The sequence below is a fragment of the Streptomyces sp. NBC_01716 genome (genome assembly GCF_036248275.1).
Taxonomy (GTDB): domain Bacteria; phylum Actinomycetota; class Actinomycetes; order Streptomycetales; family Streptomycetaceae; genus Streptomyces.
Window position 1 is genome coordinate 1,528,671 of the sequence record NZ_CP109181.1, and the last position, 18,699, is coordinate 1,547,369.

19 protein-coding genes and 1 pseudogene are annotated in these 18,699 nt (G+C 70.6%); 11 read left to right on the forward strand and 9 right to left on the reverse strand.

All coding sequences use genetic code 11. The features are described 5' to 3' along the window. Positions 1 to 3 precede the first annotated feature (3 nt). The 4 genes from OIE74_RS06500 to pssA all read left to right on the forward strand — a co-directional run bounded on the left by OIE74_RS06500 (position 4) and on the right by pssA (position 3,382). On the forward strand, positions 4 to 516 hold the full coding sequence (locus OIE74_RS06500; protein ID WP_329379332.1) for a MaoC family dehydratase: 513 nt from the start codon (positions 4 to 6) through the stop codon (positions 514 to 516). Positions 517 to 519: 3 nt separating this feature from the next. Continuing rightward, positions 520 to 1,725, forward strand: coding sequence for an acyl-CoA dehydrogenase family protein (locus tag OIE74_RS06505; protein ID WP_329379334.1), 1,206 nt, complete (start codon positions 520 to 522; stop codon positions 1,723 to 1,725). Between the two features lie 168 nt (positions 1,726 to 1,893). Further along, positions 1,894 to 2,541 (forward strand): phosphatidylserine decarboxylase, encoded by a 648-nt coding sequence (locus OIE74_RS06510; protein WP_329392193.1) that lies wholly within the window; start codon positions 1,894 to 1,896, stop codon positions 2,539 to 2,541. Continuing rightward, positions 2,528 to 3,382, forward strand: a complete 855-nt coding sequence (pssA, locus tag OIE74_RS06515) for a CDP-diacylglycerol--serine O-phosphatidyltransferase (protein WP_329379336.1) — start codon at positions 2,528 to 2,530, stop codon at positions 3,380 to 3,382. Before OIE74_RS06510 ends, pssA begins: the two co-directional genes overlap by 14 nt. Positions 3,383 to 3,455: 73 nt before the next feature. On the opposite strand, the gene OIE74_RS06520 is transcribed toward pssA, so the two are convergent. Beyond that, positions 3,456 to 4,610, reverse strand: a complete 1,155-nt coding sequence (locus tag OIE74_RS06520; RefSeq protein WP_329379338.1) for a glycerate kinase — start codon at positions 4,608 to 4,610, stop codon at positions 3,456 to 3,458. A gap of 184 nt (positions 4,611 to 4,794) precedes the next feature. On the opposite strand from OIE74_RS06520, the gene OIE74_RS06525 reads away from it, so the two are divergent. The 3 genes from OIE74_RS06525 (at position 4,795) to OIE74_RS06535 (ending at position 7,489) form a co-directional block, all read left to right on the forward strand. Then, on the forward strand, positions 4,795 to 5,295 hold the full coding sequence (locus OIE74_RS06525) for an NUDIX hydrolase (protein WP_329379340.1): 501 nt from the start codon (positions 4,795 to 4,797) through the stop codon (positions 5,293 to 5,295). Positions 5,296 to 5,394: 99 nt separating this feature from the next. Further along, positions 5,395 to 6,705, forward strand: coding sequence for a hypothetical protein (locus OIE74_RS06530; RefSeq protein ID WP_443076041.1), 1,311 nt, complete (start codon positions 5,395 to 5,397; stop codon positions 6,703 to 6,705). Between the two features lie 58 nt (positions 6,706 to 6,763). Continuing rightward, complete coding sequence (locus tag OIE74_RS06535) at positions 6,764 to 7,489, forward strand: SIR2 family NAD-dependent protein deacylase (protein ID WP_329379342.1); 726 nt, start codon at positions 6,764 to 6,766, stop codon at positions 7,487 to 7,489. A gap of 15 nt (positions 7,490 to 7,504) precedes the next feature. Here OIE74_RS06535 and OIE74_RS06540 read toward each other — a convergent pair whose 3' ends face one another. The 7 genes and pseudogenes from OIE74_RS06540 to OIE74_RS06570 all read right to left on the reverse strand — a co-directional run bounded on the left by OIE74_RS06540 (position 7,505) and on the right by OIE74_RS06570 (position 15,114). Beyond that, positions 7,505 to 8,020, reverse strand: a complete 516-nt coding sequence (locus OIE74_RS06540) for a methylated-DNA--[protein]-cysteine S-methyltransferase (RefSeq protein WP_329379345.1) — start codon at positions 8,018 to 8,020, stop codon at positions 7,505 to 7,507. A gap of 13 nt (positions 8,021 to 8,033) precedes the next feature. Continuing rightward, entirely contained in the window at positions 8,034 to 9,563 is a 1,530-nt protein-coding gene (locus OIE74_RS06545; protein ID WP_329379347.1) for an AlkA N-terminal domain-containing protein, read from the reverse strand. A 112-nt stretch (positions 9,564 to 9,675) separates the two neighbouring features. Beyond that, on the reverse strand, positions 9,676 to 10,500 hold the full coding sequence (locus OIE74_RS06550; RefSeq protein ID WP_329379349.1) for an alpha/beta fold hydrolase: 825 nt from the start codon (positions 10,498 to 10,500) through the stop codon (positions 9,676 to 9,678). A gap of 260 nt (positions 10,501 to 10,760) precedes the next feature. Next, a complete protein-coding gene (locus OIE74_RS06555; protein WP_329379350.1) occupies positions 10,761 to 12,179 on the reverse strand; it encodes a phytoene desaturase family protein in 1,419 nt (472 codons plus the stop codon). Between the two features lie 133 nt (positions 12,180 to 12,312). Continuing rightward, complete coding sequence (locus OIE74_RS06560; protein ID WP_329379351.1) at positions 12,313 to 13,191, reverse strand: inositol monophosphatase family protein; 879 nt, start codon at positions 13,189 to 13,191, stop codon at positions 12,313 to 12,315. A gap of 164 nt (positions 13,192 to 13,355) precedes the next feature. Then, positions 13,356 to 14,618 (reverse strand): annotated as a pseudogene (locus tag OIE74_RS06565) (gamma-glutamyltransferase family protein); the annotation flags it as partial. A 31-nt stretch (positions 14,619 to 14,649) separates the two neighbouring features. Further along, positions 14,650 to 15,114, reverse strand: a complete 465-nt coding sequence (locus tag OIE74_RS06570) for a DUF2269 family protein (protein WP_329379352.1) — start codon at positions 15,112 to 15,114, stop codon at positions 14,650 to 14,652. Positions 15,115 to 15,199: 85 nt separating this feature from the next. Here OIE74_RS06570 and OIE74_RS06575 point away from each other — a divergent pair, with 85 nt between their 5' ends. The 4 genes from OIE74_RS06575 (at position 15,200) to OIE74_RS06590 (ending at position 17,619) form a co-directional block, all read left to right on the forward strand. Next, a complete protein-coding gene (locus tag OIE74_RS06575; protein WP_329379354.1) occupies positions 15,200 to 15,550 on the forward strand; it encodes a helix-turn-helix transcriptional regulator in 351 nt (116 codons plus the stop codon). Further along, positions 15,547 to 16,227: a permease prefix domain 1-containing protein gene (locus tag OIE74_RS06580; protein WP_329379356.1), complete on the forward strand. Its 681-nt coding sequence runs from the start codon at positions 15,547 to 15,549 to the stop codon at positions 16,225 to 16,227. The genes OIE74_RS06575 and OIE74_RS06580 overlap by 4 nt, the downstream gene beginning before the upstream one ends. 230 nt (positions 16,228 to 16,457) lie before the next feature. Next, the gene (locus OIE74_RS06585; protein ID WP_329379358.1) at positions 16,458 to 17,486 is read left to right on the forward strand and encodes a YncE family protein; all 1,029 of its coding nucleotides are present in this window, start codon (positions 16,458 to 16,460) and stop codon (positions 17,484 to 17,486) included. Beyond that, positions 17,461 to 17,619: a hypothetical protein gene (locus OIE74_RS06590; RefSeq protein WP_329379360.1), complete on the forward strand. Its 159-nt coding sequence runs from the start codon at positions 17,461 to 17,463 to the stop codon at positions 17,617 to 17,619. The genes OIE74_RS06585 and OIE74_RS06590 overlap by 26 nt, the downstream gene beginning before the upstream one ends. A 60-nt stretch (positions 17,620 to 17,679) precedes the next feature. Here the strand turns inward: OIE74_RS06590 and OIE74_RS06595 are convergent, their stop codons facing one another. After that, positions 17,680 to 18,681 (reverse strand): TIGR03842 family LLM class F420-dependent oxidoreductase, encoded by a 1,002-nt coding sequence (locus tag OIE74_RS06595; protein ID WP_329379362.1) that lies wholly within the window; start codon positions 18,679 to 18,681, stop codon positions 17,680 to 17,682. Between the last annotated feature and the right edge of the window lie 18 nt (positions 18,682 to 18,699).

The window sequence follows — 18,699 nt, forward strand, 5'->3', positions numbered from 1 at the left end:
GAGATGCGATTCGGGCGCACATTTGAGGAGTTCGAGGTCGGCGCCGTCTACAAGCACTGGCCGGGAAAGACCGTCACCGAGTACGACGACCATCTGTTCTGTCTGCTCACCATGAACCACCATCCGCTCCATCTGGACACCAACTACGCGGAGAAGACGACCGACTTCGGCAGGAACGTCGTGGTGGGGAACTACATCTACTCGCTGCTGCTCGGTATGTCGGTCCCCGACGTCTCCGGCAAGGCCATCGCCAATCTGGAGGTCGAGTCGCTGAAGCACATCGCGCCGACCTTCCACGGCGACACGCTGTACGGCGAGACGACGGTCCTGGACAAGACGCCGTCGCGGTCCAAGGACGACCGGGGCGTGGTGTACGTCGAGACCAGGGGCTACAAGCAGGACGGCACGGTCGTGTGCGTCTTCCGCCGCAAGGTGATGGTGCCGACCGCGACCTACATCGACAAGCGCGGCGGCGAACAGCCCGGCCGCCCCGAGCCGATCACGCAGGAGAGCTGACCCATGAGCCGTCTCGCCCAGACCGCGGACCTGACCGACATCCAGCGGGAGATCCTCTCCACGGTGAGGGACTTCGTCGACAAAGAGATCCTGCCGGTGGCCACGGGGCTGGAGCACCGTGACGAGTACCCGGCCCAGATCGTCGAAGGGCTCAAGGAACTCGGCCTGTTCGGGCTGATGATCCCCGAGGAGTACGGCGGTCTGGGCGAGTCACTGCTCACGTACGCGCTCTGCGTGGAGGAGATCGCCCGCGGCTGGATGTCCGTGTCGGGCATCATCAACACGCATTTCATCGTGGCGTACATGCTCAAGCAGCACGGTACCCAGGAGCAGAAGGACACCTTCCTGCCGCGCATGGCGGCGGGCGAGGTGCGTGGCGCGTTCTCGATGTCCGAGCCGGGGCTCGGCTCGGACGTGTCGGCCATCACGTCGAAGGGCGTCAAGGACGGCGACGAGTACGTGCTGGACGGCCAGAAGATGTGGCTGACGAACGGCGGCTCGTCCACGCTCGTCGCCGTGCTGTGCCGGAGTGACGAAGGCCACCCCGAGGGCACCGCGCGCCACCGGTCGATGACCACGTTCCTGGTGGAGAAGGAGCCCGGCTTCGGTGAGGTACGGCCTGGTCTGACCATCCCCGGCAAGATCGACAAGATGGGCTACAAGGGCGTCGACACCACCGAGTTGATCATGGACGGTCTGCGCATTCCGGCCAATCGGGTCCTCGGTGGCGCCACCGGCCGAGGGTTTTACCAAATGATGGACGGGGTTGAAGTCGGCCGCGTGAACGTCGCTGCGCGTGGCTGCGGCGTCGCGCAACGCGCCTTCGAGCTCGGCGTCTCGTACGCCCAGCAGCGTCAGACTTTCGGCAAGGCGATCGCCGAACACCAGGCAATCCAGTTCAAGCTGGCCGAAATGGCCACCAAGGTCGAAGCAGCTCATGCGATGATGGTCAATGCGGCACGCAAAAAGGACTCCGGGGAACGAAACGACCTGGAGGCAGGGATGGCGAAGTACCTCGCCTCCGAGTACTGCAAGGAAGTCGTCGAGGACGCCTTCCGGATCCACGGCGGTTACGGCTTCTCCAAGGAGTACGAAATCGAGCGTCTCTACCGCGAGGCACCGATGCTGCTCATCGGCGAAGGTACCGCCGAGATCCAGAAAATGATCATTGGTCGCCGACTGCTGGAGGAGTACCGATTCCAGGGTTGATCGCGGTCTATGGTCCCATTTGACCGCCCACAACAGCACACCTCGTCATCGTCTTCCGGCCGCCGACTCGGCTTCTGCATTGCCCAGTTGCACCTGGCAACCGATACCATCGACGGAAAGCCGCCGTCCCCGTTGCCCGTGCGGCATCATCCGCTACGAAGGTCATCCATGCCCCACAGCCAAACCTCTGCACGACGCGGCAGCGTCCGCCTTGCGCGCGGAGCATCGCCGTGGCTTCTGCCGACCGTCGCCACCGCAGCACTCAGTCTGGTCCGCGCTCGCGGCTCGAAGCGCGCCGCCGCCATCGCCGTGCCCGCCACCGCTCTCGCGGCAGGCATGCTGTGGTTCTTCCGGGATCCCGAGCGAGAGATCACGCAGGGCCGGGTCATCTCACCGGCCGACGGCGTGGTGCAGAGCATCATGCCGTGGAAGGACGGGCGCACCCGCGTCGCGATCTTCATGAGCCCGCTGAACGTCCATGTCAACCGCGCTCCCCTCGCGGGCACCGTGACGTCCGTCGAGCACATCCCCGGCGGTTTCGTCCCCGCTTTCAACAAGGAGAGCGAGAACAACGAACGCGTTGTCTGGCACTTCGACACCGAGCTCGGTGACATCGAGATGGTGCAGATCGCCGGCGCCGTCGCCCGGCGGATCGTCCCGTACGTGCCGCAGGGGACCAAGCTGGAGCAAGGCGAGCGCATCGGCCTGATCCGTTTCGGCTCACGCGTCGACATCTACCTTCCGGAAGGTGTCGACGTCGCCGTCGAGGTCGGTCAGGCCACGACCGCAGGGGTGACTCGAATTGACCGTGATTGATCCCGACGCACCGGCCGGCTGGGTCGCCGAGGCCGAGGAGGAGGACGACGCGGAGGAAATGCCGTTGTCGATGCGGCTGTCGATAGCGGACACCCTCACCCTCGGCAACGCCACCTGCGGCTTCATGGCCGTCTACTTCACCACCACCGGCATCCTGATCCCGCACCTCACCGGCAGCGAAGAGACCGGGATGGCGCGGCACTCCGCGGCCACCGCGGTGATCCTCATGCTCTGCGCCGCGGTCTTCGACCTCTTCGACGGACTCGTGGCCCGCAAGCTGCGCAGCTCGCCGATGGGTGCGGAGCTCGACAACCTCTCCGACCTGATCAGCTTCGGTCTGGCGCCCGCGTACTTCGTCCTCGTCTACGGCATGGTCGCCGACGACGCCCATCAGCGGGTCTCGGCGCTGGCCGCGGTCGTCGTACTGCTGGCGGTGGTCCTGCGGCTCGCGAGATTCTCCTGCGTGACGCTGAAGCACGGCATGTTCCAGGGCATGCCGAGCCCGTTCGGCGCGCTCACGGTCGTCTCCATCGTGCTGCTGGAGCTTCCCTTCGTACCGACGCTGCTCGCCATCGTCGGTGTGGCCTGGCTGATGGTGAGCCGGGTCGAGTATCCGAAGCCGCGGGGCATCCTCGCGGTCGCGATGCTCAGCTGGATCGTGTCCGCGATGGCGCTGCTGGTGGCCTGGGCGTTCGATGCGCCGGGCGGGCAGCTCCTGCTCCAGACGGGCTGTGCGCTCCAGGTGGTGACCGGCGCGGTGATCCCGCTCTTCGCCACGGCGCGACGCGTGAATACGTTCCGTGACAACCGGCGCGAGGCACGGGCGGCGCAGCTGCCGTAGCCGCCGCCCGCCGGTCATACCTACAGGGCCCGGACGCTTCGAGCGTCCGGGCCCTGGTGTGTGCGGGTACAGATCAGGTCAGGAAGTCGCGGGCGATGGTCGCCGACATGCGTTCCAGCAGCGGGCCCGCCTCCGCCATAGAGCGTGCCGGGTCCGGTTCCAGGTCCGTCAGGGCGTACGCGCGGCGGATACCGGCGCGGCCCAGGGCCTCCGGGCGGAGGGCCAGCCGGCCGCAGACCGCGATCACCTCGATGTTCTTCGCGCGGGCCGCCGCCGCGACGCCCGCGGGGGCCTTGCCGTGCAGCGTCTGCTCGTCCAGCGAGCCCTCGCCGGTGATCACGAGCGTGGCGCGGGACAGCGCGGGGCCGAAGCCGAGTACGTCGAGCATGACCTCGATGCCGGGCCGGAAGCTCGCGGCGAGGCCGACGAGGGCGCCGTAACCGATACCGCCCGCTGCGCCCGCGCCGGGCGAGAGCGCGGCCTCGGCCGCCCCGGCGCCGAGGGTCTTCTCCAGGACGCGCGCGTAGTGCGCGAGCGCCGCGTCGAGTGTGGCGACGTCCTCGGGGGACGCGCCCTTCTGCGGGCCGTAGACCGCCGGGGCGCCCTTGGGACCGGTCAGCGGGTTGTCCACGTCGCTGGCGAGGACGATGTCCGTGTCGGCGATACGGGGGTCGAGCCCGGACAGGTCCACCGTCGCGAGATCGCGCAGTCCGCCGCCGCCGGGGCCCACCGGCCGCCCGTCCGTGTCGAGGAAGCGTCCGCCGAGCGCGGCGAGCATCCCCGCGCCGCCGTCCGTCGTGGCGCTGCCGCCGACGCCGAAGACGATGGTGCGCGCGCCCGCGTCGAGTGCGGCGCGCAGCAGTTCGCCGGAGCCGTACGTACCGGCGGTGAGAGGCGCGAAGACGCCGGCGGGCAGGTGCTGGAGGCCCGACGCCTCGGCCATCTCCACGACGGCCGTGCCGCCGCGGAGCGCGTACGCCGCGGTCAGCTCGTCGCCGAGCGGTCCGGTGACCCGTACCTCACGGCGTTCGAACCCGGCCGCCACCGCCGCTGCGACGGTGCCGTCACCGCCGTCGGCGACGGGCAGTGCCTCGACGTCGAGGCCGGGGACGACCAGGCGCAGCCCGGCCGTCACCCGCTCGGCGACCTGTACGGCCGTGAGCGATCCCTTGAACTTGTCCGCCGCGACGAGCACGTGCGCGGCCTCGGTTACTGCTCCGTCCGTCACCTTGTCATCCCTTGCTTTCGAACAGGCAGTCGCGCCGCAACGACCCTATCCGGCAAGCGGCTTCCTGCCCACGGGGCCGCCCCGGCGTCCGCACCACGAGCAGAAGGACAAAACTCCCATCATCGGAGGAACGACATGGGCCGGTTTCGGTGCCCCGCCCATGCCTCTGATCTACGCTTTCCGTGTGACGACCTCTCGCGAAGCCGACTACCTCACATATATCGCCGGCCTCCCCCGTGTCCTCTCCGGGGCCGCCGCACTCTTCCGGGACGAGGAAGGGCGCGTACTGATCGTCGAGCCCAACTACCGGCCCGGCTGGGGGCTGCCCGGCGGCACCGTCGAGTCCGACACGGGTGAGACGCCGCGTCAGGCGGCGCGGCGCGAGACGTTCGAAGAGATCGGGCTGGACGTCGAGTTGGGGCCGCTGCTCGCCGTGGACTGGTCGCAGGCGCCGGACCGGCCGGCCATCGTCGCGTATCTGTACGACGGCGGGGTCCTGGACGAGGAACGGCTCGGCGCGATCCGGCTTCAGCACGACGAGTTGCTCTCCTGGCGGCTGGTGAGCCCTGCTCAGATTCCCGATCTGGTGATCGGATCGCTCGCCGGCCGCATTCTCTCGGGGCTCGATGTACTCGAAACCGGCTCGGGGGCCGTGGAGTTGGAGAACGGCCGCCGGATCGGCTGATCCGCGGGTGCGCGGTGGTGACGCGCACGGCGGGAGCTGGTCTCATATGTCATGTACGCGCCGCTCTCGGGGACTCAGGCCCAGGACACCGGAGGGAACATGCGACGTCGGATTCACGGCTTGCTGACAGCCTTGCTCACGACGGCGGTTGTGGCGGCGGGCGCGGGAACCGCGGCGGCGGATGCCGACGCCGGCGCGGGGCCGGTGACCGCGAAGACCGCCGGGCCCGGCCGGCTCCCCACGCTCCCGACGTCCGTGGACGGCGGCGCCTGGAAGTCGGGCCATGTCCAGGGCATGGCCGTCGACCGCCGCAAAGGCTTCATGTACTTCTCGTTCACCAATCTCCTCGTCAAGACCGACCTCACCGGCAAACCCGTCGGCTCGGTCACCGGATTCACCGGGCACCTCGGGGACCTGGACTTCAACACCAAGGACGGCAGGGTCTACGGCTCCCTGGAGTACAAGGCGGCCAAGGCCTTCTACATCGCGATCTTCGACGGTGACCGCATCACCGCCATGGACATGGACGCCGAGACGACCGGTGTCGTCTCCACCGTCCATCTGAAGGAGGTCGTGGACGACTACACGGCCGACATGGACGGCAACGGCGTCTTCGACGGCGACACCGCGAAGACCGCCGACCACCGCTACGGATGCAGCGGCATCGACGGCGTCGCCTTCGGACCCGGCTTCGACGACAGGCGCCCCGGCGGCGAGCACGGTGCCCCGCGCACCCAGCTGCTCACCGTCGCGTACGGCGTCTACGCCAACACCACCCGGCAGGACAACGACAACCAGGTCCTGCTCCAGTACGACATCCGGCACTGGAAGAAGTACGAGCGCCCGCTCACCGAGGCCGACCCGCACACCAGCGGCCCGGCCTCGCCCGACGGCAAGTACTTCAGCTACACCGGCAACACCACGTACGGCGTGCAGAACCTCGACTACGACGCATACACCGGCAACTGGCTGCTGGCCGCTTACAAGGGCACCAAGACGCAGTTCCCGAACTACTCGCTCTTCGTCCTGGACGGTTCCAAGCGCCCCGTCTCCGGCCCGATCAGCGGCCAGCCGCAGCCCGAGAGCGGGCGGCTGCTGCCGCTCCTCGCGCGGGGGCTGCACCACCCGGCGTCCGGGACGTACGGCTGGGAGTCGGCCGGCCAGTACGGTCTGGTGTCGCTGGACGACGGCCGGTACTACCTCGCCGAGGCGGGCACGGTCGTGGAGGACGGCGTCACCAAGCAGACGGGCAAGGCCGTGATGAACCGCTGGACGGGCGACGTGCCGACCCCCTTCGCCCCGGTCCCCATGGCCGCGGCCGACGGCACGACCGACCCCTCCGACTACCCGGGCCACGCGCCGCACCCCGGTCACATCGGACACGTCGGCCACATCGGTCACATTCACTAGGGCCGGGCCGACGCTTATCGGGTCGCTCCTTCCCGGCACCGCTGAGTACCCTCGCGGCATGACTCTCGTCGCGATTTTCAGCGGCGCCGGGATCTCCACCGACTCCGGCATTCCCGACTACCGAGGTCCGAACGGCGTGTGGCGGCGCGACCCCGAGGCCGAGAAGCTCGTCACGTACGACACGTACATGAACGACCCGGACATCCGCCGCCGCTCATGGCTGATGCGCCGCGACAGCCCGGCCTTCCGTGCCCAGCCGAACGTCGCGCACCGCGCCGTCGCCGAGCTCGACCGGGCGGTCGACGGAGCGGTCCGGGTGATCACGCAGAACGTCGACGGGCTCCACCAGCTCGCCGGTACGCCCGCCCGCAAGGTGCTCGAACTGCACGGCACGGCACGGGCGGTGGTCTGCACCGGGTGCCACGCACGCTCCACGATGGAGGAGGCGATGGCCCGGGTCGAGGCGGGCGAGGACGACCCGCCGTGCACCGAGTGCGGTGCCGTCCTGAAGTCGGCGACGGTGATGTTCGGCCAACGGCTGGATCCGCAGGTGCTCGGGGAGGCCCTGTCGATCACCAAGGCGTGCGAGGTCTTCATCGCCGTCGGCACGACCCTCCAGGTGCAGCCGGCCGCCTCGCTCGCGGGGATCGCCGCCGAGCACGGCGCGCGGCTCCTGATCGTGAACGCCGAGCCGACGCCGTACGACGAGCAGGCCGACGAGGTCATCCGTGAGCCGATCGGTACGGCGCTGCCCGAACTGCTGAAGCGGTTCCACGAGAGCTGACCCGCTGAAGGGGCGTCAGAACAGCGTGCCCGCAGGCGTCCTGCCCGCGCCCTCGAAGACCAGCAGGCGCTGCTTGCGGTCCAGCCCGCCGCCGTAACCGGTGAGGCCGCCCGTCGATCCGATCACCCGGTGGCACGGCACGATGATCCCCACCGGGTTCTTGCCGTTGGCCAGTCCGACAGCGCGCGACGCGCCCGACTTGCCCAGCGCGCCCGCCAGTTGACCGTAGGAGCGGGTCTCGCCGTACGGGATCGTCAGCAGTTGTTCCCAGACGCTGCGCTGGAACGGCGTGCCGTGCAGCCGCAGCGGCAGGTCGAACTCGGTGCGCTCGCCCGCGAAGTACTCGTCGAGCTGGTCGATCACCTCGCCGAACGGGCGGGCGTCGCTCTCGCCGAAACTCTCCTGCGGCGGGCGATGGCGTTGCTCGGTCATGTAGAGACCGCTCAGCACCCCGTCGGTGGCGACGAGCGTCAGCGGCCCGTACGGGCTGTCGGCCACGGTGTGCGATCGGCTGTTCATGCCGGTGGTCATGCGGTGAACTCCTTTATGCGGGAAGGACGTTGATGGCGTGGTCCTCGGTCGCCCAGAGGTACTGGACCGCGTAGGCGCGCCAGGGCCGCCACGCGGCGGCGCGTGACGTCAGCGCGGCGGGTGTCGACGGCAGCCCCAGTGCCGACGCGGCACGGCGCATACCGAGATCCGTCGGCAGGAAGGCGTCCGGGTCGCCGAGCGCGCGCATCGCGATCGCCTCGACGGTCCACGGGCCGAACCCGGGCAGCGCGTGCAGACGGGCCCTCGCCTCGTCCCAGTCGCTGTCCGTGCCGAGCGGCAGCGTGCCGTCGGCCAGCGCATCGACCAGGGTCATGAGCGTGGTGCGGCGGCTGCGCGGCAGCGCGAGCGCTTCGGGGTCGAGCGCGGCCAACTCGGCGGGCGTGGGGAAGAGATGGGTGAGGCCGCCCTCGGGATCGTCCACGGGTGTGCCGTGGGCGGTGACAAGGCGCGCGGCGTGCGTGCGCGCGGCGGCGGTCGAGACCTGCTGGCCGAGCACCGCGCGTACGGCGAACTCGGCGGCGTCGACGGTGCCCGGCACCCGGCGGCCGGGCGCCTTGTCGACCAGCGGGGCGAGCAGCGGGTCGGTACGGAGCTGTTCGTCGACGGCGACCGGGTCGGCGTCCAGGTCGAGCATGCGGCGGCAGCGGCTGATGGCGACGGTGAGATCGCGCGGGTCGGTCAGCGCGAGCCGGCAGCGGATGTGGTCGGGCTTCGGCGTCAGGGCGACGATGCCGTGTCCGTACGGAAGAGCGAGCGTGCGCCGGTACGCGCCGTCGCGCCACTCCTCGACGCCCGGGACGGCGGTGGCCGCCAGGTGTCCGAAGAGGTTGTCGGGGTTGAGCGGTGCGCGGAAGGGCAGCCGCAGACAGATCACCCCGGGCGTCGAAGACGCGGCTGAGGACCCGGTAGAAGACCCGGCCGAAGGCCCGGTGGCCGGTCCCGGGGCGGTGCCCGAACGCCGGGAGCCGCGTGCCCGCAGCTCGGTCGGCGAGAGCGCGAACACCTCACGGACGGTGTCGTTGAAGGTGCGGATGGACGAGAACCCGGCGGCGAAGGCGACCTGCGCCATCGGCAGCGCGGTCGTCTCGATGAGCAGCCGCGCGGTCTGGGCCCGCTGGGCGCGGGCCAGCGCGAGCGGCCCGGCGCCGAGTTCGGCGAGCAGCTGCCGTTCGATCTGGCGCTCCGAGTAGCCGAGCCGCCCGGCGAGTCCCGTGACGCCCTCCCGGTCGACGATCCCGTCCTGGATGAGACGCATGGCGCGGGCGACGGAGTCGGCGCGGGCGTTCCACTCGGGCGAGCCGGGGCTGGTGTCCGGCCGGCAGCGCTTGCAGGCGCGGAAGCCGGCCTGCTGACAGGCGGCTGCGCTCGGGTGGAAGACCATGTTCTCGGCCTTCGGGGGCACGACCGGGCAGCTCGGCCGGCAGTAGATACCGGTGGTCAGGACGGCGGTGAAGAACCATCCGTCGAATCGCGCGTCCTTGGACCGGACGGCGCGCAAGCAGCGCTCGGTGTCGGTGTGCATGCGTCAAGCATCCGGCACGGAGTGTGCCGGACGCTGGCGAGAATCCGACATCGACCTCGTGCTGCCTGCGCGTACGCGGTCGACCGGCGTATGTCCTCCCGTCTCGGCCGGCTCAGCTGACGAAGGCCATGAGGTCGGCGTTGAACTCCTGCTCGTGGTCGCCGTACAGACCGTGCGGCTGGCCCGGATAGATCTTCAGCGTCGAGTCCTTGATCAGCTCGGCCGACTTGGGGCTGGCGGCCACGAGCGGCACGATCTGGTCGTCGTCGCCCTGCGCGAGGAGGGTGGGGACGTCGAAACGCTTGAGGTCCTCCGTGAAGTCCGTCTCGGAGAACACCTTGATGCAGTCGTACGCCGCCTTGATGCCGACCTGCATGCTCCACAGCCAGAACGCGTCGCGCGTCCCCTTCGAGACCGCGGCACCGGGGCGGTTGAAGCCGTAGAAGGTGTCCGTGAGGTCCTCGTAGAACTGCGAGCGGTTGGCCGCCAAGCCCGCGCGGAGGCCGTCGAAGACGTCGACGGGCAGGCCCTCGGGGTTGGCGTCGGTCCGCAGCATCAGCGGGGGGATCGAGCTCAGCAGCAGCGCCTTGGAGACCCGGGACGTGCCGTACTTGCCGATGTAGCGGGCGACCTCGCCGCCGCCCGTGGAGTGTCCGACGAGGACGGCGTCACGGATGTCCAGCGTGTCCAGGAGCTGGGCGAGATCGTCGGCGTACGTGTCCATGTCGTTGCCCTGCCAGGGCTGGCCGGAGCGGCCGTGGCCCCTGCGGTCGTGCGCGATGCCGCGGAAGCCGTTCTCGGCGACGAGACGGAGCTGGCCGTCCCAGGCGTCGGCGTTGAGCGGCCAGCCGTGGCTGAAGACGACGGGGCGGCCCGTGCCCCAGTCCTTGTAGAAGATCTCGGTGCCGTCGGTGGTGGTGATGGTGGTGGTGGCCATGACGGTGTGTCCCTCTCTTCGTGGTGGTGGCGTCGCACGTCGCGGACAGCCCGGCGGCGGTCGGTGGGCCGCGCGCGCACGACGCGATGCGACGCGGCGCTGCGGTGGCCTCCGCCTCGACCTCGATGGGTGGGGGGCTCTCGCCCTCTCCGTGCGGGGCGTGCCGACCGTGAACACCGGACGTCAACAGCGTCTCAGGAATCGGCGGGTCCCGCCTGATGGGGAAGACCCGCCCGCGAGGAGCCGCGCGGGCCGCGCGGTCAGGCCGTCGCGCGCAGCTTGCGCCAGACCGCTTTCGCCGCGTTCTGCCCCGACATGCCGTGCACGCCGGGGCCCGGCGGCGTCGCCGACGAGCAGATGAAGACCGCGGGGTGCGGGGTGCTGTACGGCGACAGCGAGAGCTTGGGCCGCAGCAGCAGCCGGAGCCCGGCCACCGAGCCGCTGGCGATGTCCCCTCCCACGTAGTTGGCGTTGCGGGCCGCGAGTTCCGGCGGGCCGGCGGTCGCGCGGGCCAGGACGCGGTCCCGGAAGCCGGGCGCGAAGCGCTCGATCTGCCGCTCGATCGCCTCGGTCAGATCGCCGTCCCAGGCGTGCGGGACATGGCCGTACGCCCAGAAGACATGCTTCCCCCGGGGGGCACGGGACGGATCGACCAGGCTGGGCTGGGCGGTGATCAGGAACGGTGTGGCGGGTGCGCTGCCGCCGTACGCCAGATCCAGCGCCGTGCTGATCTCCCCCTTCGTGGGCCCCACTTGGACCGTGCCGGCCCGGCGCGCGGCCTCCGCCGTCCAGGGCACGGGGCCGTCCAGCGCGTAGTCGATCTTGAAGACGCTGGGGCCGTAGCGGTACGAGTCGTACGCCCGGCCGAGCCCCGCGATACGGGCGAGCGCGGTCGGCGAGGTGTCGAAGACATACGCGCGAGCCGGCGGCAGGTCGTCGAGCCGCTTGACCTCGAAGCCGGTGTGGATCGTGCCGCCGAGGTCGAGCAGATACGCGGCGAGGGCGTCCGAGATGGCCTGGGAGCCGCCGCGCGGCAGCGGCCAGCCGTTCTCGTGCGCGGCGAGCGCGAACATCAGGCCAACGCCGCCGGTCGCGATCCCGCTCAACGGGGCGATGACATGGGCGACGAGGCCGGCGAACAGCCCCTTGGCCTTCTCGTCGTGGAACCGCTTCATCAGGAGGTTGGAGCTCGGGAGCCCGGCGAGGCCGAAGCGGGCGAGCGTGAGGGTGTCGTGGGGCAGGCCCCTGGGGGGCAGCGCCATGAAGTCCCGCGCGAACGCGTCCCACTTGCCGAGGAAGGGGGCGAGCAGCCGGCGGTACGCCCCCGCGTCGCGCGGGCCGAAGGAGGCGGCGGTCTCGGCGACGGAGCGGGACAGCACGGCGGCCGTGCCGTCGTCCCAGGGGTGGGCCATCGGCAGCTCGGGGTGCAGCCACTCCAGGCCGAACCGGGCGAGGGGCATGTCGTTGAACGCGGGCGATCCCGCGCCCAGGGGGTGCACGGCCGAACAGGGGTCGTGGCGGAAACCGGGGAGGGTGAGTTCCTCGGTCCGCGCTCCCCCGCCCACGGTGTCGCGGGCCTCGAACACGGCGACGGAGAATCCACGCCGGGCCAGCTCGACAGCGGCGGTCAGGCCGTTGGGTCCCGCCCCCACGACGACGGCATCGAGCATCGACGGCACCTTCGGACTCCTTCGTCAGCCGATGGCCAGAGGATCCAGCCTATTCCTGACCTCTGACACCCTGTCGGCGGGGCGAGGGATATGGCGGAGGCGCTGGTCGCCGGGTCGTCGGTGTGCTCGTGCGGCGCGGGCCTCAGGCTCCCGGGGCCGAGCCCGCGGCGGCTCCCGCCTCTTCCGCCGTACGCCCGCCCGTCAGCAGGCGCTCCCGTATCCGCCGCGCGGTCGCCTCGTCACGCGCCGCCGTGAAAGGCAGCGCGTTGCCGCCCGTGACCCGGAACGGCTCCCCCGCGAGCGTCAGCTGCGCGCCCCCGGCCTCCGTCACCAGCAGGAGTCCCGCCGCGTGGTCCCAGGCCAGCTCCCAGCTGAAGGCGACGGCGTCGAGCCTGCCGAGCGCGACGGCCAGATACTCCAGCCCCGCCGAGCCGCACGGCCTGGCGGCGATGTCGTCCGCGTTGCGGACCCCCAGGAGCGCGCGCTTCTCCTCGGGCGTGGTGTAGTCCGGGTGGGAGATCGCGATGTCCAGCACCGCGCCGGGCTCCGGCGTACCGGAGCGGATCGGCACGCCGTCCAGCCGGGCGCCCCGTCCTCGTACGGCGGTGGCCATCTCGCCGGTCACCGGCGCGTACGTCCAGGAGGCCAGCACCTCGCCGCCCTGGGCGAGCGCGACCAGCGTGCAGAAACCGGGCTCGCCCCGGACGAACTGACGGGTGCCGTCGACCGGGTCGACGATCCATACGGGCGCGTCGCCGCGCAGCGCCCCGTACACGGCGGGGTCGGCGTGGACGGCCTCCTCGCCCACCACGACAGAGCCGGGCAGCAGCGCGGTGAGGGCGGCGGTCAGATGCTCCTCGGCCCCCCGGTCGGCGCTGGTCACCAGGTCGTGGGGGCCGGACTTCTCGACGATCTCGTGTGCGGCGAGCTGCCGGTAGCGCGGCACGATCTCGGCGGCGGCCGCGGCACGCACCGCCGCCTCGACAGCGGAAAGGTCACCGTTCAGGAAGTCATCGATCATTCCTCAAGACAACCACAGGGGTACGACAACCCAGGTGGGAGCGGAGATGACGGCTCGATGGCGGCTCGGCGTCCCCCCGCTGACCGGCCCGATCCGACGGCCTGGGCCGTGTCTTCGAAGTAGCCCCGCCCGATGGGCGGACGACGCTACTTCTAAAACACGCCCTAGCGGCCCACCGCGTACCCCTGCATGCCTCGCGGGTTGGCCGCGGCCGACAGGACGCCCGTACGCGGGTCCCTCGCGACCGCGCAGAGCCGGCCTTCCGACCAGGGTTCGCCGACGGTGACGTCGTGGCCCCTGCGGCGCAGCCCTTCTACTACTGCCGCGTCCATGGACGGCTCCACAGTGACGCTGCCCGGCCACATCCCGCGCGGGTAGAAGGAGCTGGGGAAGCTGTCGTTGTGCCAGTTGGGCGCGTCGATCGCGCCCTGGAGATCGAGTCCGCCGCGTACTTGCGGGCGCAGCGCGACGGCCAGGAAGAAGTGGAACTGCCACTGGTCCTGCTGGTCACCGCCGGGGGTGCCGAAGGCCATGACGGGAGTGCCGTCACGCAGGGCGAGGGACGGCGTGAGCGTGGTCCGGGGCCTGCGGCCCGGGGTGAGGGAGTTCGGCAGTCCCGGCTCCAGCCAGGTCATCTGGAGGCGGGTGCCGAGCGGGAAGCCGAGTTCGGGCACGACCGGATTGGACTGGAGCCAGCCGCCGCTCGGTGTCGCGGCGATCATGTTGCCCCAGCGGTCCACGACGTCGAGGTGGCAGGTGTCGCCGCGGGTCGCGCCGTTGCGGGCGACGGTCGGCTCGCCCGCGCCGGCCGCCGGGACGCCGAGCGCGTCGAAGCCGGCCTCACCGGCGGCGACGGCGGTGGCGTGGGCGCTGAGTACGGGCTCGCGTCCGTCGGGGCTGCCGGGGCGCAGTTCGTAGGAGGCCTTCTTCCCGACCAGGGCGCGGCGGGCGGTGTTGTACGGCTCCGAGAGGAGGGTGGTGAGCGGTACGTCGGCGGCGTCGCCGTACCAGGCGTCCCGGTCGGCCATGGCCAGCTTGCAGCCCTCGGTAAGGAGGTGGACGTACTCCTCGGAGCCGTACGCCGGAAGCTCAGGGGCCGGCGGCAGCAGGGCGAGCTGCTGGAGGAAGGCGGGGCCCTGGCTCCAGCCGGCGGCCTTGCAGAGGGTCCAGCCGTTCCAGTCGTACGTCGCGGGCGCCTCGTACGTCGCGGACCACCCGGCCAGGTCGGCGGCGGTCAGGGTACCGGTGTGGCGGGAGCCGCTGGTGTCGAGGGCGGGCCGGTCCGACGCGCGTATCAGCGCCTCGGCAATGAATCCCCGGCGCCAGATCTCGCGCGCGGCCTCGATCTGCGCGACCCGGTCGCCGCCGCCGGCCGCCTCGGCCTCGGCGGTCAGCCGGCGCCAGGTGGCGGCGAGCGCGGGGTTGCGGACGCCGCGCGGGGCGTCCTCCGACGGTGGGTCAGGCGCCCGTCGTCGAGCCCGGGCGCACGATCATCAGGACCACGACCACCGCCCAGAGCAGGTTGAAGACCCCCGTCAGGCCCGCCAGTCGGGCCGCGGTGCGTGGTGATTCGTCGTCGGTCGTCCCGTCCCACGAGGTCTCGATCATCCTCTCCTGGCCGGGCAGGATCGCCAGCGCCAGTATCGCGGCGGCGATCGTGGTCAGGACGATCGACGTGATCAGCCACGCGTCCGTGAGGACGCCGAGCTGCGCGCCGGTGGCGAGTCCGAAGACCGGGACGGCGACGCCGACGATCGCGTAACCGCTGCAGATCCGGTGCAGCAACACCGCGGCGCCGGCGGAGCGCCCGTCCTCCCCGGTCGCCTGGCGCGCATAGCGGGGGAACAACGACGCCGCCACGGCGATCGGGCCGACCACCAGGATCGAGGCGAGGACATGGATGGAGAGCAGCAGCTTGGTCACCGCGGGCCCCTTCAGGCAGATGCGTGAATATGTTGGCTGCCAATAGGTACCACGCCAACGCGTTCTATGAGTAGGCTGGCTACCCATGAAGGCAGACGCGGTACGTGGGCATCTCGACGGACTGTTGCTGGCCGTGCTCGAACCCGGCCCGCTGCACGGCTACGCGATCATCGCGGCGGTCCAGCAGCGGAGCGAGGGCGCGCTCCAGCTCCGTACGGGCACGATCTATCCGGCCCTGAACAGGCTTGAGCGGCTGGGACTGCTCGGCAGCAGCTGGGAGTCCGTCGGCGAACGCCGTCGGCGCTGCTACCGGCTGACCGACGCCGGGCGCGGCAGCCTGGAGAGCGAGCGGACGGCGTGGCGTGAGTTCACGACGGCGATCGGCTCGGTCCTGAACCCGGCCCCCGCCGCACCGCAGCCCCGGACCGCGTCATGAGCGTCCCGCGCACCAGGAACGGTGCGAGCACGCCCGACCCCGTCGCGGACTACGTCGCGGCCCTCTCCACCGCGCTGCACGGCCCCGTCGGGGCCAAGTCCCGGATGATCCAGGAGATCCGGGACGGCCTCACCGACACGGTGGAGGCCCACACCCGCGACGGCGTGCCGCGCGAACAGGCCGCCGTCCTGGCGGTACGGGAGTTCGGCACACCGGACGAGCTGGTGCCGGGCTGCCAGCGGGAGTTGACCATCGCGCAGACCCGGCGGACCGCCCTGTCCGTCACCCTCACCGTGCCGTTCCTGATCGCCTGCTGGCATCTGATCTGGACCTCGGGCCAGAGCTGGCAGCTCCAGCAGACGGCGCAGCTGGTCGCCGTCCAACTGGCCGCCGTCGCGGCCGTCGCGACGCTCCTCACGGCCGCCGCACTCGCCGCCACCGGCGCGCTCGCGCGCAAGCTGCCGACGCCGGAGCGGCTGCCGCTGGCGGTGGCCTGGGCCGGCACGACAGCGGGTGTGGCGATGGTGGTCGCCACACTCGCGCTCGCGGTGCTGTCACCGCTGGCCACGAACTGGCCACTGGTCACGCTCGCGGCCATGGTCACCGCCCTCTCGCACGGCATGGTGGCCTCCTCCGCCCGTGCGTGCCGCCGGTGCGCGCGTCTGCCGGTGTCGTAGCCAGGTCGCGCCTTTGGCCGAAGGTGGGATTCGGATCGCCCATACAGCCCCAGGCGTGCAATCTCGGGCTATTTAAGGGGATATCCGTAAATAGCATGGCTTCAGCCATCGCCATTCGGCATCGAGTGCACTTCAGGAGGGTCTTCGTGTCAGATATCGCGGTACAGGGAACGCCAGAACGAAGAATCACCGGGCGACGCGACGGCGGTGAGCGTTCGCGGGGAAGGGTCGTGCGGGCCTGGCTGGGATTGGCCATGCTCGCGGGCCTGACGGTCCCGCTCGCCGTGGCATCGCCCGCCGCCGCGCATGACAACCCTGCGCACCACAAGCCTTCCCACGCCTATGTCACCAACGTCGAAGACGACACCGTGTCGGTGATCAGCACCAAGACCAACACCGTCACCACCACCATCCCCGTCGGCGACCGTCCTCTCGCCGTGGCCATCACCCCGAACGGTCGCCACGCCTACGTCACCAACAACAACAGCGACAGCGTGTCGGTGATCGACACCAAGACCAACCGGGTCACCACCACCATCCCCGTCGGCGACGGACCCATCGGCGTGGCCGTCACCCCGAACGGTCACCGTGTCTACGTCGCCAACTTCACCGGCGACAGCGTGTCGGTGATCGACACGAGGACCAACCGGGTCACCACGACCATCCCCGTCGGCGACGGGCCTTTCGGCGTGGCCGTCACCCCGAACGGTCACCGCGTCTACGTCGCCAACGACCTCGGCGACGACGTGTCGGTGATCGACACCAGGACCAACCGGGTCACCACCACCATCCGTGTCGGCGACGGACCCGGCAACCTGGCCGTCACCCCGAACGGTCACCGTGTCTACGTCACCAACGCCAGCAGCGACAACGTGTCGGTGATCAACACCAGAACCAACACCGTCGCCACCACCATCCCCGCCGGCGACCTTCCCAACGGTGTGGCTGTCACCCCGAACGGTCACCGCGTCTACGTCACCAACCTCAACAGCGGCACCGTGTCGGTGATCAACACCAGGACCAACACCGTCACGGCCACCATCCGTGTCGGCACCTGGCCCCGGGGCGTGGCCTTCACCCCGAACGGTGACCGCGCCTACGTCGCCAACCAGCTTTCCAACACCGTGTCGGTGATCGACACGAGGACCAACGCCGTCACCACCACCATCCCCGCCGGCGACGGACCTGTCGGTGTCGCTATCGCTGAGGCATGCCGGAGTCACGTTCGGGGCTGTGGAGAAGGGGGAGCAGGGCAGTGAGGGTGTCGTCGTCGGCGGCCAGTCCGACGGCGTCCAGGAGGAGGACCAGGCCGTCCTTGCTGTCCGCGTGACCTGGGGTCACGCGAGCCGCCGCGGCGAGCTGTTCCGGAGTGCCGGACAGCAGTCGGCATGACCGCGGCCCGGGTCGAGACCCGGGCCGCGGCACTCTTGTGACAGGGGTGGATCGGACCGCTCAGGAAGCCAGTGCCGGAATGATCTCGGAGCCGTACGTGTCGATCGTCGCCTCCTTCGCGTCGTGCATGTCGTAGACCGCGAACTGGTCGACGCCCAGGGCTTTCAGTGTCTTCAGCTTCTCGATGTGCGCCTCGACCGGGCCCAGCAGACAGAAGCGGTCCACGATGTCGTCGGGCACGAAGTCCGTGGACGGGTTCCCGGCGCGGCCGTGGTGGCTGTAGTCGTAGCCCTCGCGCTGTTTGATGTACGTGGTGAGCGCGTCGGGCACCAGGTCGGAGTGCTCGCCGTAGCGGCTCACCAGATCGGCGACATGGTTGCCGACCATGCCGCCGAACCACCGGCACTGGTCGCGCGCGTGCGCGAGGTCGTCGCTCACATAGGCGGGGGCCGCGACGCAGATGGTGACGGAGTCCGGGTCGCGTCCGGCGTCGGACGCGGCCGTCCGGACCGCCTTGACCATGGTCTCGGTGAGATACGGGTCGGCGAGCTGGAGGATGAAGCCGTCGGCCTTCGCGCCGGCCAGGGCCAGCGCCTTGGGCCCGTACGCGGCCATCCACACCGGCAGCTTCCCGTCCCGCACCCACGGCAGCCGCAGCGGCTTGCCGTCGACCAACGTCTCGCGGCCCTCGGCGAGTTCACGGATGACGTCGATCGCATCGCCGAGCCGCGCGAGCGAGTTGGGCGCCCGGCCGGCGACGCGCATCGCGGAGTCGCCGCGCCCGATGCCGCACACGGTGCGGTTGCCGTACATCTCGTTGAGCGTGGCGAACGTGGACGCGGTCACCTCCCACGTCCTGGTGCCCGGGTTGGTGACCATCGGCCCGACGGTCAGCTTGGTGGTGTGTTCGAGGATGCGGCTGTAGATGACGAACGGCTCCTGCCACAGCACGGCGGAGTCGAAGGTCCAGCCGTAGCGGAAGCCGTTGCGCTCGGCGCGCCGCATGAGTCCGACGACCTCCGCCGCTGGCGGGTCGGTCTGGAGGACGAGTCCGAAGTCCATGGCGGGGCCACTCCCAAC